11 protein-coding genes are annotated in these 12,717 nt (G+C 68.5%); 4 read left to right on the forward strand and 7 right to left on the reverse strand.

Features of this window, described 5'->3' with window-relative positions; translation table 11 throughout:
• The first annotated feature begins 3 nt into the window (after positions 1 to 3).
• Positions 4 to 1,335 carry a glutamine synthetase family protein gene (locus tag KTN05_RS07040; RefSeq protein ID WP_217328775.1) on the forward strand — a complete coding sequence of 444 codons (1,332 nt, stop codon included), beginning with the start codon at positions 4 to 6 and terminating at the stop codon, positions 1,333 to 1,335.
• A gap of 201 nt (positions 1,336 to 1,536) precedes the next feature.
• The gene (arsC, locus tag KTN05_RS07045; protein ID WP_217328680.1) at positions 1,537 to 1,926 is read left to right on the forward strand and encodes an arsenate reductase (glutaredoxin); all 390 of its coding nucleotides are present in this window, start codon (positions 1,537 to 1,539) and stop codon (positions 1,924 to 1,926) included.
• Positions 1,927 to 2,056: 130 nt separating this feature from the next.
• On the opposite strand, the gene KTN05_RS07050 is transcribed toward arsC, so the two are convergent.
• The 3 genes from KTN05_RS07050 to KTN05_RS07060 all read right to left on the reverse strand — a co-directional run bounded on the left by KTN05_RS07050 (position 2,057) and on the right by KTN05_RS07060 (position 4,584).
• Positions 2,057 to 3,037: a quinone oxidoreductase gene (locus KTN05_RS07050; RefSeq protein WP_217328681.1), complete on the reverse strand. Its 981-nt coding sequence runs from the start codon at positions 3,035 to 3,037 to the stop codon at positions 2,057 to 2,059.
• 186 nt (positions 3,038 to 3,223) lie between these two features.
• Positions 3,224 to 3,571 (reverse strand): nuclear transport factor 2 family protein, encoded by a 348-nt coding sequence (locus tag KTN05_RS07055; protein WP_217328682.1) that lies wholly within the window; start codon positions 3,569 to 3,571, stop codon positions 3,224 to 3,226.
• A complete protein-coding gene (locus tag KTN05_RS07060; RefSeq protein ID WP_217328683.1) occupies positions 3,568 to 4,584 on the reverse strand; it encodes a TraB/GumN family protein in 1,017 nt (338 codons plus the stop codon). The genes KTN05_RS07055 and KTN05_RS07060 overlap by 4 nt, the downstream gene beginning before the upstream one ends.
• Before the next feature lie 173 nt (positions 4,585 to 4,757).
• Here KTN05_RS07060 and KTN05_RS07065 point away from each other — a divergent pair, with 173 nt between their 5' ends.
• Positions 4,758 to 5,045, forward strand: a complete 288-nt coding sequence (locus tag KTN05_RS07065) for a co-chaperone GroES (RefSeq protein WP_217328684.1) — start codon at positions 4,758 to 4,760, stop codon at positions 5,043 to 5,045.
• A gap of 46 nt (positions 5,046 to 5,091) precedes the next feature.
• Positions 5,092 to 6,741: a chaperonin GroEL gene (gene groL / locus KTN05_RS07070; RefSeq protein WP_217328685.1), complete on the forward strand. Its 1,650-nt coding sequence runs from the start codon at positions 5,092 to 5,094 to the stop codon at positions 6,739 to 6,741.
• A gap of 157 nt (positions 6,742 to 6,898) precedes the next feature.
• Here the strand turns inward: groL and KTN05_RS07075 are convergent, their stop codons facing one another.
• The 4 genes from KTN05_RS07075 to KTN05_RS18075 all read right to left on the reverse strand — a co-directional run bounded on the left by KTN05_RS07075 (position 6,899) and on the right by KTN05_RS18075 (position 12,714).
• The gene (locus KTN05_RS07075) at positions 6,899 to 7,753 is read right to left on the reverse strand and encodes a DMT family transporter (RefSeq protein ID WP_371823290.1); all 855 of its coding nucleotides are present in this window, start codon (positions 7,751 to 7,753) and stop codon (positions 6,899 to 6,901) included.
• A gap of 98 nt (positions 7,754 to 7,851) precedes the next feature.
• The gene (locus KTN05_RS07080; RefSeq protein ID WP_217328686.1) at positions 7,852 to 9,378 is read right to left on the reverse strand and encodes a Ppx/GppA family phosphatase; all 1,527 of its coding nucleotides are present in this window, start codon (positions 9,376 to 9,378) and stop codon (positions 7,852 to 7,854) included.
• Between the two features lie 50 nt (positions 9,379 to 9,428).
• Positions 9,429 to 11,594 (reverse strand): RNA degradosome polyphosphate kinase, encoded by a 2,166-nt coding sequence (locus tag KTN05_RS07085; protein WP_217328687.1) that lies wholly within the window; start codon positions 11,592 to 11,594, stop codon positions 9,429 to 9,431.
• A gap of 61 nt (positions 11,595 to 11,655) precedes the next feature.
• Positions 11,656 to 12,714, reverse strand: a complete 1,059-nt coding sequence (locus KTN05_RS18075; protein WP_254368039.1) for a hypothetical protein — start codon at positions 12,712 to 12,714, stop codon at positions 11,656 to 11,658.
• Positions 12,715 to 12,717 lie beyond the last annotated feature (3 nt).

Below are 12,717 nucleotides of genomic sequence, written 5' to 3' on the forward strand. Positions count from 1 at the left end.
GACATGGACTGGCTGCGCGAACATCCCGAGGTCCGAACGATCCGCGTGGCCGCCGCCGACCTCAACGGCGTCGCGCGCGGCAAACGGATGCCGGCCCGGTTCGCCGAGAAGCTGATGACCGAGGGGACGAAGTTCCCCTTTTCGGTCCTCAACATGGACATCTGGGGCGAGGACATCGAGGACAGCCCTCTGGTCTTCAAGGCGGGCGACCCCGATGGCGTCCTGATGCCGACCGAGCGGGGCTTCATGCCGATGCCCTGGCTTCAGGCGCCCACCGGCCTTCTGCCGCTGTGGATGTTCCACCCGGACGGCCGCCCCTATGACGGCGATCCGCGCCACGCGCTCGCGCAGGTGGCCGATCGCTACAAGGCCGCCGGGCTGACCCCCGTGGTCGCGACCGAGCTTGAGTTCTTCCTGATCGACGATTCCGGCAAGCATCTTCAGGTGCCGCCCAGCCCCCGGTCCGGCAAGCGCCGCACGGGGGCGGAAACGCTGAGCCTGCGGGCGCTCGACGCCTTCGACGTCTTCTTCACCGAGCTTTACGACGCCTGCGAGGCGATGGACATTCCCGCCGACACGGCCATTTCCGAAGCCGCACCGGGCCAGTTCGAGATCAACCTGATGCACCAGCCCGACCCGCTGAAGGCGGCGGACGATGCGTGGCTGTTCAAGCAACTGGTCAAGGGCCTCGCCCGGCGCTTCGGCTTCGCCGGGTCGTTCATGGCCAAGCCTTACGAGCTTTTCAACGGCAACGGGATGCATGTGCATTTCTCGGTGCTGGACCGCGAGGGGCGCAACATCTTCGACGACGGCAGCGACGCGGGATCGGACATGCTGCGCCACGCCGTCGCGGGCTGCCTTGCCGCGATGCCCGGCTCGACCCTGGTCTTCGCCCCGCACGAGAATTCCTACGATCGGCTGGTGCCGAACGCCCACGCGCCGACCGGCATCGGCTGGGCCTACGAGAACCGCACCTCGGCGATCCGCATCCCGTCCTCCAGCCCCGCGGCGCGGCGGATCGAGCACCGGACGCCGGGCGGCGACGTGAACCCCTATCTGATGGTCGCCGCCGTCCTCGGCGCGGCGCTGAACGGGATCGAGGACCGCGCCGCCTGCCCGCCCCACATCACCGGCAACGCCTACGCGCAGGGGCTGGAGCAGCTTCCTGCCGGCTGGGGCAAGGCGATCGACTGCTTCGAGGCCTCGCCCGAGATCCGCCGCATCTTCCCGGCGCATCTGATCGAAAACCTCGTGATGACCAAGCGGCAGGAGCTGCACTACATGGCCGAGCTGTCGGACGAGGAAACGGTGGAGTTGTATTTGGATACGGTCTGATCGGGATCGCGGCGGGCCGCCGCCCCATCGCGTCCGCAGGATTGCTGCGGTGCGCCGGGCGGACCCCGCCGGATCGAAAATTTCGGCTCACTCCCGTCATCGCCTCGTGTTCTCCGTCGTCCCAAGCCGCTCATGAACCACGCCGGTGATCGGCGCGTTTTCCCCTCACCCCGCGCCCTGCGCCCATCCGTCGAGTGACCCATGACCATCGTGATCCACCACAATCCCGGCTGCGGCACCTCCCGCAACGTCCTTCGGATCATCCGCGCGTCGGGCGAGGAGCCGGTGGTGATCGACTATCTGAAGGAAGGCTGGACGCGGCCCCAGCTGCTGGGCCTCTTCGCCGCCGCGGGCCTCACCCCGCGCGAGGCGCTGCGGGTGGCGCGGACCCCGGCCGAGGAACTGGGCCTGACCGATCCGGGCGTCAGCGATGAGGCGCTGCTGGAGGCGATGGTCGCCCATCCGATCCTTGTCCAACGCCCGATCGTCTGCTCGCCCAAGGGCGTGCGGCTCTGCCGTCCGGCCGAGGCCGTTCTGGACCTGCTCGACAACCCGCCGCCGGAACCGCTCGCCAGACAGGCGGAGGGATGATCCAGCGCTTGAGATCGCCCGGTGACAGCCGAGTCCTGAAAAAGCGGGCGGCACCTGCACCAGCATGATCCGCAGCGGTGGCCCAGTCGCGCAGCGTTCCAGCCTGCGCCGCGCCGTTTCGCCCGCCCGTTCAGCGCGGATCGAGGATCACCGACCCCTGGCTCGCCCGCGATTCGATCAACTCATGCGCGGCCCCGGCCTGGGCGAGCGGCAGCTTCGCATGGATGTTCGCCCGGATGACGCCGTCCTTCAGCGCCGCGAACACCCGCTCGGCACCCGCGATCAGGTCGCCCCGCTCCTGAATGTAATGGGCGACCGTGGGCCGGGTCACGAACAGCGACCCCGCGTCCCGCAGGTGTGCGAGGGCAACGGGCTCCACGTCGCCCGACGACCAGCCATAGCTGACCAGCAGGCCGAAGCGGGCCAGCGACGCGAGCGACAGATCGAACGTCGCCCGGCCGATGGAATCATAGGCGATGGCGACGCCGCGCCCGCCGGTCCATTCCCGTATCCGTTCGGCCGCGTCGCCGGAGCCGAGCACAAGGACATGGTCGCAGCCGACGCCCGTTGCGGCCGCGATCTTCTCCTCGCTGCCGACGGTGCCGATCACTGTCGCGCCCGCCGCCTTGAGCATCGGCACCGCAAGCTGCCCGACCCCGCCCGCGGCGGCGGTGAACAGCACGGTATCGCCAGGTGCAATCGGACGCATGCGATGGACGAGATAATCCGCCGTCAGCCCCTTGAAGAACACCGCCGCCGCCGTGTCGTCGTCGATCCCGTCCGGCAGCCTGACGGCCCGCGCGGCGGGAAGGACCCTCGCTTCGGCGTATGATCCCGTCGGCCCGCCCGCATAGACGATCCGGTCGCCGGGCGCGAACCCGCCGACATCGTCCGCCACGGCGACCACCTCACCTGCCCCCTCGAGCCCCAGCCGATAGGGCAGGTCGCGGGCCAACTCGCCCCGCCGCAGGAGGATGTCGATGAAGTTGACGCCGATGGCGCTGTGACGGACCAGAATCTGCCCCGGTCCGGGCGCGGCGAGTTCCTCGGTCTGCAGGGCAAGCAGGTCCGGGCTGCCGAAATCCCGGCCCTGAATAAAGCGGTTCCGCATGTTTCCTCCACGATGTCGCGCCCGACCATCCGCCCGGTGACGGGCAGAATGCAACAGGCAACCGCCTGCGGCTCCCCCGGATCAGGGCGCGGCATGCTGCCGGAGTTGCGGCTTCACATCCGCGCCTCGCGGGAACGCCCCGGCGATTGGCCCGGCGGCTACGTCATTCAGCCCACAGGCAACCGCTCACCCGGCGGCGGGCACGGTCTGCTGGTGCTGGATCAGTTGCCAGTCATCGGCCTGCCGCACCCATGTCGAGGTGCAGAGCGCGACGTAATCGCCCCCTTCCGCCCGCTTGGCCGTGGCGCGATAGGCCAGCACGATGCAGTCCTCTCCCTCGACCATCAGCCGGTCGGTCATCACGACGCTGTCCCAGCGCGGGCCGCCGTCGATCGCGGCGAGGATCTCCTCTCCCTGCAACAGCCCGCTGGCGAAGGCCATGACGCAGGACGGGTGGGTCCGGTGCCAGGCCTCGGCGGCGCTCATGGTCCACCATGCTTCCTCGTCGGCCCAGCGTTCCTCGATCATGCTCATGGCGTCACCCTTTCAATCGTCCAGCCATTGCGTTCCAGCAGCCGCAGCACGCCGTTCTCGCCCGGCAGGTGCAGCGCGCCGAAGGCGGCGACGGCTTCCTTGCCGCCCAGGGCGGCGGCCTCGGCCGCTTCGGTCAACGGGGCGATCCAGCTGCGGTTCCGCTGATCCATCAGCCGCTCCTGCGCGAGTTCGGCCTGCCGGTCCACCTCGGCCCGCGCCAGGCCGGAATTCGCATAGGCGTCATGGCGCGAGAACTCCCACAATTCCCAGACCCGCCCGTCGAAGAACGCCTCGGCAGTCGTGGTGGTGAAATCGTCGGCCCGCTCCGCCGCCGTCAGGGCCGAGCGGATCATGTCCAGCTCCTCGCCGGGGGTCATGTCCTCGAACAGCGCGAACACCGTGTCATAGGGCTCCAGCGCGGCGATCCGCACGCCCGCGCCCTCGGCCTCGGCGATCAACAGGTGATCCATGCCCGCGCCGTCCGCGCCGCCCGCCTGAAGCTGGCCGAGGATGCAGGGCGAGACGCCCAGCGTCACCGCCACATACCACGGGCGCAGTCGGCTCGCGAAGACGGCCGGAATGCCCCGCTCGGCCATCGCGCCGGACAGGGCCGCCCATTCCTCGTTGTCGAGCCGCTCGGGCAGGGTCGGCCCGGACGGGTCCACCATCAGCGTCGGATCGTCAGCGAGGCGCTGCTTCAGCTGCGCCTCCTCCTCGGGCCCCGCCTCGACCAGCAGCGCGCCCGCGGCGGCGATCCGGGGCGCAAGCCGGGCGATCGTCCCGGCGTGGCGGGAATCAGTGAAATGATAGGTGCCGACCAGCAGCAGCCTGGCCTCGCCCTTCGTCGCCTCCCAAGTGGTGCCGTAGCCATAGGGGACGCGGGCGGCCTCTGCCTCGATCTGCGCGCGGGTGTCCGGGGGAAGGTCGTCGAAGAGATCGCGGCCGACGCATTCCGCCTGCGCCGCGATCGAGCCCGCAAGCCACAGCGCCAGCCCAAGGATCAGCCTGCCCATCTTCGTCCCTTCCGTTCCCGTCAAAGGCCCGCAGCTTGTCACGGCCGAAAGCAGCCACCAAGACCATGTCACAGGCTGTTGACTTGGCCCGAAGCCCTGCCTAGATCGTCCCCGATTGGCACTCATCCAAGTCGAGTGCCAACACCAACCTGAACCATTCGGAGTGTCTAGCAATGGCCTTCACACCTCTGCACGACCGCGTCCTGGTGCGCCGCGTCGAATCCGACGAAAAGACCAAGGGCGGCCTCATCATCCCCGACAGCGCCAAGGAAAAGCCCGCCGAGGGCGAAATCGTGGCGGTCGGCGCCGGCCTTCGCGACGAAGACGGCGACCGCATCAAGCTGGACGTCAAGGAAGGCGACCGCATCCTGTTCGGCAAGTGGTCGGGCACCGAAGTCACGATCGACGGCCAAGAGCTGCTCATCATGAAGGAAAGCGACATCCTCGGGATCATCGGCTGATCCCTCGCAGGCAACGCTTTCAACCAACTGAAGAAGGAAGAGACAAATGGCTGGCAAGGAAGTCAAGTTCAGCACTGACGCCCGCGACCGGATGCTCAAGGGCGTCAACATCCTGGCCGACGCGGTCAAGGTGACGCTGGGTCCGAAGGGCCGCAACGTGGTCATCGACAAGTCGTTCGGCGCCCCGCGCATCACCAAGGACGGCGTCACCGTCGCCAAGGAAATCGAACTGTCCGACAAGTTCGAGAACATGGGCGCGCAGATGGTCCGCGAAGTCGCCTCGCGCACCAACGACGAGGCCGGTGACGGCACCACCACCGCCACCGTTCTGGCGCAGGCCATCGTCCGCGAAGGCATGAAGGCGGTCGCCGCCGGCATGAACCCGATGGACCTCAAGCGCGGCATCGACCTGGCCACCTCCAAGGTCGTCGAGTCGATCAAGGCCGCCTCGCGCCCGGTATCCGACAGCGCCGAAGTCGCGCAGGTCGGCACCATCTCGGCCAACGGCGAAGCCTTCATCGGCCAGCAGATCGCTGACGCCATGCAGAAGGTCGGCAACGAGGGTGTCATCACCGTCGAAGAGAACAAGGGGATGGAGACCGAGGTCGAAGTCGTCGAAGGGATGCAGTTCGACCGCGGCTATCTCTCGCCCTATTTCGTCACCAACCCCGACAAGATGGTCGCGGAACTGGAAGACGCGCTGATCCTGCTGCACGAGAAGAAGCTGTCCTCGCTGCAGCCGATGGTTCCGCTGCTGGAAGCCGTGATCCAGTCGGGCAAGCCGCTGCTGATCGTCGCCGAGGACATCGAAGGCGAGGCGCTGGCCACGCTGGTCGTGAACCGCCTGCGCGGCGGCCTGAAGGTCGCGGCCGTCAAGGCTCCGGGCTTCGGCGACCGCCGCAAGGCGATGCTGCAGGATCTCGCGATCCTGACCGGCGGCCAGGTGATCTCGGAAGACCTCGGCATGAAGCTGGAGAATGTCGGCATCGACATGCTGGGCAGCGCCAAGAAGGTCTCGATCAACAAGGACAACACCACCATCGTCGATGGCGCCGGTGACAAGGCCGAGATCGAAGCCCGCGTGTCGCAGATCCGTCAGCAGATCGAGGAAACCACCTCGGACTACGACAAGGAAAAGCTGCAGGAACGCGTGGCCAAGCTGGCCGGCGGCGTTGCGGTGATCCGCGTCGGCGGCCTGACCGAGATCGAGGTCAAGGAACGCAAGGACCGCGTCGATGACGCCCTGAACGCGACCCGCGCGGCCGTGCAGGAAGGCATCGTCGTCGGCGGCGGCGTGGCGCTGGTGCAGGGTGCGAAGACCCTGCGCGGTCTGGAAGGCGAGAACGCCGACCAGAACGCCGGCATCGCCATCGTCCGCCGCGCGCTGGAAGCCCCGATGCGCCAGATCGCCGAGAACGCCGGCGTCGATGGCGCCGTGGTTGCCGGCAAGATCCGCGAATCCGACGACAAGGCCTTCGGCTTCAACGCCCAGACCGAAGAATATGGCGACATGTTCAAGTTCGGCGTGATCGACCCGGCCAAGGTCGTCCGCACCGCGCTTGAGGATGCAGCCTCGGTCGCCGGCCTGCTGATCACGACCGAAGCCATGGTCGCCGAGAAGCCCGAACCCAAAGGCGCCGCCGGCGCCGGCATGGGCGGCGGCATGGGCGGCATGGGCGGCATGGACATGATGTGATCCATCCGCTTGGCCGAGAGGTCGAGTGAACGGGAAAGGGCGCCTTCGGGCGCCCTTTCTTGCATGATGGTTTCGGCTTCTGCATTGGCGGGATTGCGGAACCGGGCTCGCTTCCCACGGGCGGCAGAGCGCCGTCGCCGCATCCTCGCCGCCCGCCTCACCGAAGCCGCGCACCCAGCTGGACCACCACCCCGCCGAGGGTTATCATGGCGACCGCCGCCCCCATCCGCCAGGACGGCTCGCCCATGCCGAGCAACACCATCAGCCCGGTCGAGAGCACCGGAGCCGCATAGCTCATCACGCCCAGAAGCGGGACATTGCCGAAACGCATTCCGTAATCCCACAGGAAGAACGCCCCGCCCGCCGGCCCGATGCCCAACAGCAGGATCACGAGCATGTCCCGCCACGACGGCATGAGCGCCTCGCCGACGGTCAGTGCGACGGCAAAGCAGAACAGGGCGGCCAGCGTGCAGATCGAGACCATTGCGCCTATCCCGTCGAAGCGCGCCCGCCGTCGAAGGTTGGAATAGGTAGCCCACAGGATACCGCCGGCCAAAGCGAGGCCGTAGCCCTGCACGTCGTTCGCATTGGCGTCGAAGCCGTCGCCGATCATGACGGCCACCCCGGCGAAGCCGATAGCCGCCCCCAGATAGCCTGCCCAGCCGCTGTTCAACGCGAAGAACAGGTTGCCGATCACGATCAACCATGCCGGCCAGAGATAATTGATCAGCGAGACGGGGATCGCGTCAGCGTGATGGAATGCCTCGAAATAGGTCAGGTGATAACCGGTCAGCAGGAAGGCGGCCAGAAGCACCCCGGGCGCATGCAGCGGCGCAAGGCGGATGCGAGCGGCCGCAGAATAGGCTGCACCGAGACCCGCCGCGATGGCGAAGCAGAGACCCAGAACGAGACAGGGCGGCAGCGTCGCCGACAGCGCGCCAAGCGCCCCCAGCCCGCCCCAGGACAGGATCGCGGCCGCCCCAAGCAACGTGCCTTTCAGCCTTGTCCTCACCCGAGATCCCTGCGGTGCAGGCGGCAGGACACGCGGCCTTTCGGACGTGCGGACATGTCTGCCTCAGCCCGAAACGTCAAATCCGTGCGGGGCACCGCTCACCCCACCACCCCCTCAACCTTCATCGCCGCGCACAGCGACTTGAACCGCGCCTCCGCCACCTCGCCCATCAACGCGCGGCCGGTCTTCGTCAGCTTCAGCGTCAGCCGGCCAACCTTGCGGTCCAGTGACAGCTCGCCCGCCTCGGCCGGGTCGCGGACCGAGAACATGGCGCCGAAGCGCATCGCCTTGCCGAGGATCTCGGCGTCGTTGATCTGCTCGGGGGTCAGCAGCGCGAACAGCGGCTCCATCGGCGATCCGGCGCGGCTGTTCTTGTAGCGGTGCAGCAGCGCCAGTCCCAGGAAGACGCGCTGCGGGTGGGACAGCGCGGCGAGGTTGGCGCGGGTCACATTGTCGAAGCAGGCCTCGGCCCGATAGTCGGGATGCGCGCGCCAGCTGGTGTCGTGCAGCAGGCAGGCGGCGCGGATCAGCCGTTCGCGGCTTTCCGGCACGTCCTGGAACAGCGGCGCGAGGAACTGGTGCAGCTTCTTGCCGAAGCCCGGCAGTCGCGCCATCTGCCGCTCGGTGAAGCGGGCCGCCTCGATCAGCGGGTCGCGCTTGCGGATGGAATCCGACATCTGCTCATACAGCAGCCCCTCGCGGATGCCGTAGGAGCTGATGGCGATTTCCGGCGGGGCGAAGGTCTGGACGAACTGCCGCAGCACCAGCCCGGCCAGCGGCACGAGTTCGAGCCGGGCCTGCGACACCCCGGTGCGCGCCTTCAGCGTCGCCATGTCCTGATCGCCCAGCCATTTGACCGTCGCCAGCACGTCATCCACCGTCATGCGGTATTCGTGCAGCACGGTCATCAGATAGCCGCGCCGCTCCATGTCCAGCCTGGCGATCGCCCGCCACGAGCCGCCGACGAGATAGACGCGCTCATGATGCGTGCCCATCGTCTGCGCCGCCTCGGCCATGACTTGCTCGACGTGTTTCTTGAGCGCCTTGCCCTCGATCTGCTGCAACCTGAAGGGCCCCAGCGGCATCGAAGCGCGTCTGCCGATGTCGCCGCCGCCGACTTCGGCCAGCTCCATCGAGCTGCCGCCGATGTCGCAGACGAGGCCGCGCGCCCTGGGCCATCCCAGCAGCACGCCCTGCGCGGACAGCCGCGCCTCTTCCTGCCCGTCGATGACCAGCAGCTTGAGGCCGGTCTCGCGCTCCACCTGCTGCTGGAAGGCGGGGCCGTCCTCGGCGTCGCGGACGGCGGCGGTGGCGACGCAGGTCATCGGGTGGATGCCCATCCCCTCGGCCAGGGCGCTGAAGCGGCGCAGGGCCGTCAGGCCGCGCCGGGCGCCGTCGGGGTTCAGCCGCCCCGTCGTGGCGAGCCCCTGCCCCAGCCCGGCCATCACCTTCTCGTTGTAGAAATACGCCGGGCTGCGAGCCGCGCCGTCGAAGACTACCATGCGGATCGAGTTCGAGCCGACATCGACCACGCCGACGCGCCGCAGCTCGCGCGCCGACAATGCTCCCCGCCCATCCTTGCCGAAGGGCGACACCATGCGCCCGGTTACGGTCCTGATGGTCATCGGCGATCTCCCCGTAGTCGGCGGCTCAACGTCTCGGGGGGATGTGTCGTTCAATCATGCGAGTGGGTCAATGCCGGAACGTCCCGCGCGCCTGCCGTGCCGCGCCCCGAAAGCGACGGATTTTCCATGAAGAACCGGTGGCAGTTGAACAGGTCGTCCCGCCCGGCGGGCAGGTGGCGCAGGTAGCGGCCGTCCGGTTGCAGGACCCAGCTCTGCGCCTCGTCGGCCATGTTGGCGGCCATGACCTGGCTGGTGATCTGCGCTTTCACGGTGTCGTTCATGCACTCGACCAGCGTCTCCACGCGGCGGTTGAGGTTGCGGTCCATCCAGTCGGCCGAGCTGATGAAGACGCGGGCCTTGCGCGAGGGCAGATCGTGCCCGCCCCCGAAGCAGACGATACGGCTGTGTTCGAGGAACCGGCCGACGATGGATTTCACCCGGATATTGGCCGACAACCCCTCGATCCCCGGCCGCAGGGCGCAGATGCCGCGAATCACGAGGTTGATCTTCACCCCCGCGTTCGAGGCGGCATAGAGCGCCTCGATCACGTCGCGCTCGGTCAGGCTGTTCATCTTGGCCCAGATCGCGCCGGGGCGGCCCTGCCGGGCCAGTTCCGCCTCGCGCCCGATCAGGTCCAGCAGGCGCGATTTCAGGTCGATGGGCGAGATGGCGAGGTTTTCCAGCCCCTCGGGCTGCACATAGCCGGACAGGAAGTTGAAGACCTTGGTCGCATCGCGCCCCAGCGCCGGATCGCAGGTGAACAGCGACAGGTCCGTGTAGATGCGCGCGGTGATCGGGTGATAGTTGCCGGTGCCGTAATGGGAATAGGTCACCAGCCGGTCATCCTCGCGCCGGACCACGCTGCTGATCTTGGCGTGGGTCTTGTAGTTCATGAAGCCATAGACGACATGCGCGCCGGCCCGCTCCAGCCGCCGGGACTGGCGGATGTTGGCGGCCTCGTCGAAGCGGGCCTTCAGTTCGACCAGCGCCGTGACCGACTTGCCGGATTCGGCGGCCTCGCACAGCGCATCCACGATCGGGCTGTCGCGGCTGGTGCGGTAGAGCGTCTGCTTGATCGCCAGCACGTTCGGATCGGTCGCCGCCTGCGACAGGAAGCGGACCACCATGTCGAACGTCTCGTAGGGGTGATGCAGCAGCATGTCCTTTTGCCGGATCGCCGCGAACATGTCGCCTTCGTGGTCCTGCACACGCTCGGGGACGCGCGGGGTGAAGGCGGGCCATTGCAGGTCGCGGCGGCTGTCCAGAACCAGCTCGCCCAGGTCGGCCATGCCGAGCAGGCCATCGACCTCGATCATCTCGTCGGGATCGACGTTGAGTTCCGCCATGATCAGCCTGCGCAGCGCGTCCGGCGCGCCCGCGGTCATCTTGAGCCGGATCACCTCGCCCCGGCGGCGGCGTTTCAACGCGGTCTCGAACTCGCGGACCAGATCCTCGGCCTCGTCCTCGACCTCCAGATCGCTGTCGCGCAGCACCCGGAACGCGGCATGGCCGGCGTCGCGATAGCCGGGGAACAGCCGGCCGAGATTCATCAGCAGCAGATCCTCCAGCCGCAGGAACCGCGCGCCGCCCGGCAGCGGGATGAAGCGGGTGAGCTGGCCGGGGATCGGCAGCAGCGCCTTGATCTGGCGGCCGTCGCTTTCGCGGGCAAGCTCCACCGCGAGGCAGAAGCCGAGATTGGGGATGAACGGGAACGGATGCGCCGGGTCGATGGCGAGCGGCGAGACCACCGGAAAGACCTGCTCCAGGAAGTAGCGGTCAAGCCATTCCGCCTCGTCCGCCGTCAGGTTCGAGCGCGTCAGGATCGTGATCCCCGCCTCCTCCATCTCGCGCCGCAGGGTGTTCCAGACCGCCTGCTGCGCGCCCATCAGCCGCCGCGCGTCGGCATTGACCAGCGCGAGTTGTTCGGCCGGGGTCAGCCCGTCATCCGAGGTGATCGTGTTCCCTTCCCGCTTGAGTTCCCGCAGCCCGGCGACGCGCACGGTGAAGAACTCGTCGAGATTGGTGGCCGAGATCGACAGGAAGCGCAGCCGTTCCAGCAGCGGGATGCGCATGTTGCGGGATTCGTCCAGCACCCGCCAGTTGAAGGCGAGCCAGCTGAGTTCGCGGTTGAAGAACCGCGCGGGGCCTTCCGGCACCCCGTCCGGCAGCAGGCGGGCGGGCGGAAACGGGGCTTGCAGGAAATCGGCGAAGGTCATCTGTAACGGATCACGATGCAGGAAAAACGGCTCGCATCATCAACCGGGGCGCGCGGCGAAGTCAAACGGGAGACGGGTCGCCGGGCGGGGGAGCACAGCGGGGCTCCGGGTCCTCCGCCTCGGCGGTCCGGGGCGCATGGGGTGGCGCGACCGGGGGAGCCTCGGGAGATGCATCCTGAGGCTGGCCTGCGGGTTGGTTCTCCGCCTGATCGAGGGTGCGGCGCGCGACCGCAGCGCCGCCGGGGGCGGGGTCACGCGGCTCATCGCGGGGGGCGTCTTCCGATGTCACAGAGAATGGCTCGGCATCGCCCCGGCCGGGTTCGTCCGCTTCTTCCAGCGCATCTTCGTGGTTGTCAGCGTCCTCGAACAAGTCCCCCGAAAAGACTTCGCCGGCCTCGCCTAAAGGATCGGGCACGTCCTCCCCCTCGTCATCCGCCTCGCCCGTCAGCGCGGCCAGCGACGCCAGCGCCAGCGGCCGCGTCACGGCGCGGCCCTCGGCCAGCGCGTTGCGGTCGATGGCCGCCACCAGCCGCCTCGCCAGCCCGAGGTCGCGGTCCATGCGGCGCAGCAGCGCCTCGATCACCCCGGCGGCGGGGTGAAGCTGGCGGTCGGCGAACAGCTTGACCAGCACCGCCCCCAGAAGCGCATCGTCCGGCATCCCGAGGCGGACGACCGGCATCGCCCCCATGCGCGAGGCGAGATCGGGCAGCGACAGCCCCCAGTCGCGGGGCGGGGTGCGGGCGGTCATCAGCAGCAGGCAGTCGCGCTCGGCTGCAAGGTTCCAGATGTGGAACAGCGACTGCTCGGCCCCCGCGGCGCCGCCCGCGCGGTGGGCATTCTCGATCACCAGCGCCCCGCCGGGTGCCACCAGCAGATCGGCGGAGTCAGGCCGCAGCGCCGAGGCTGAAACGCGCCGCGCGCCGTTCTCGGCCGACCAGAAGGCGGCGAGATGCGACTTGCCCGACCCGTCCGGCCCGACGATCAGCAGCCGTCCCTGGGGCCAGCCGCCGGGATTGTCGATCAGGGCCAGCGCCTCGGCATTGGCCGGGGCGGGCAGGAAATCCGCGCGGCCCAGCGCCGGGGGCGTCGTCAGGTCAAGCGTCAGTTGCCGTTCGCGCACGGG

It is taken from the genome of Paracoccus sp. Z118, from assembly GCF_019061185.1.
Lineage (GTDB): Bacteria > Pseudomonadota > Alphaproteobacteria > Rhodobacterales > Rhodobacteraceae > Paracoccus.

Bases quoted from the DNA above. Each gene is read 5' to 3' on its own strand.
- KTN05_RS07065 (WP_217328684.1), top strand. From the start codon at position 4,758: ATGGCCTTCACACCTCTGCACGACCGCGTCCTGGTGCGCCGCGTCGAA.
- KTN05_RS07060 (WP_217328683.1), bottom strand. From the start codon at position 4,584: ATGGGCAGGCTGATCCTTGGGCTGGCGCTGTGGCTTGCGGGCTCGATC.
- KTN05_RS07080 (WP_217328686.1), bottom strand. From the start codon at position 9,378: ATGACCATCAGGACCGTAACCGGGCGCATGGTGTCGCCCTTCGGCAAG.
- KTN05_RS07055 (WP_217328682.1), bottom strand. From the start codon at position 3,571: ATGAGCATGATCGAGGAACGCTGGGCCGACGAGGAAGCATGGTGGACC.
- KTN05_RS07085 (WP_217328687.1), bottom strand. From the start codon at position 11,594: ATGACCTTCGCCGATTTCCTGCAAGCCCCGTTTCCGCCCGCCCGCCTG.
- KTN05_RS07050 (WP_217328681.1), bottom strand. From the start codon at position 3,037: ATGCGGAACCGCTTTATTCAGGGCCGGGATTTCGGCAGCCCGGACCTG.
- arsC (WP_217328680.1), top strand. From the start codon at position 1,537: ATGACCATCGTGATCCACCACAATCCCGGCTGCGGCACCTCCCGCAAC.
- KTN05_RS07040 (WP_217328775.1), top strand. From the start codon at position 4: ATGGACTGGCTGCGCGAACATCCCGAGGTCCGAACGATCCGCGTGGCC.
- groL (WP_217328685.1), top strand. From the start codon at position 5,092: ATGGCTGGCAAGGAAGTCAAGTTCAGCACTGACGCCCGCGACCGGATG.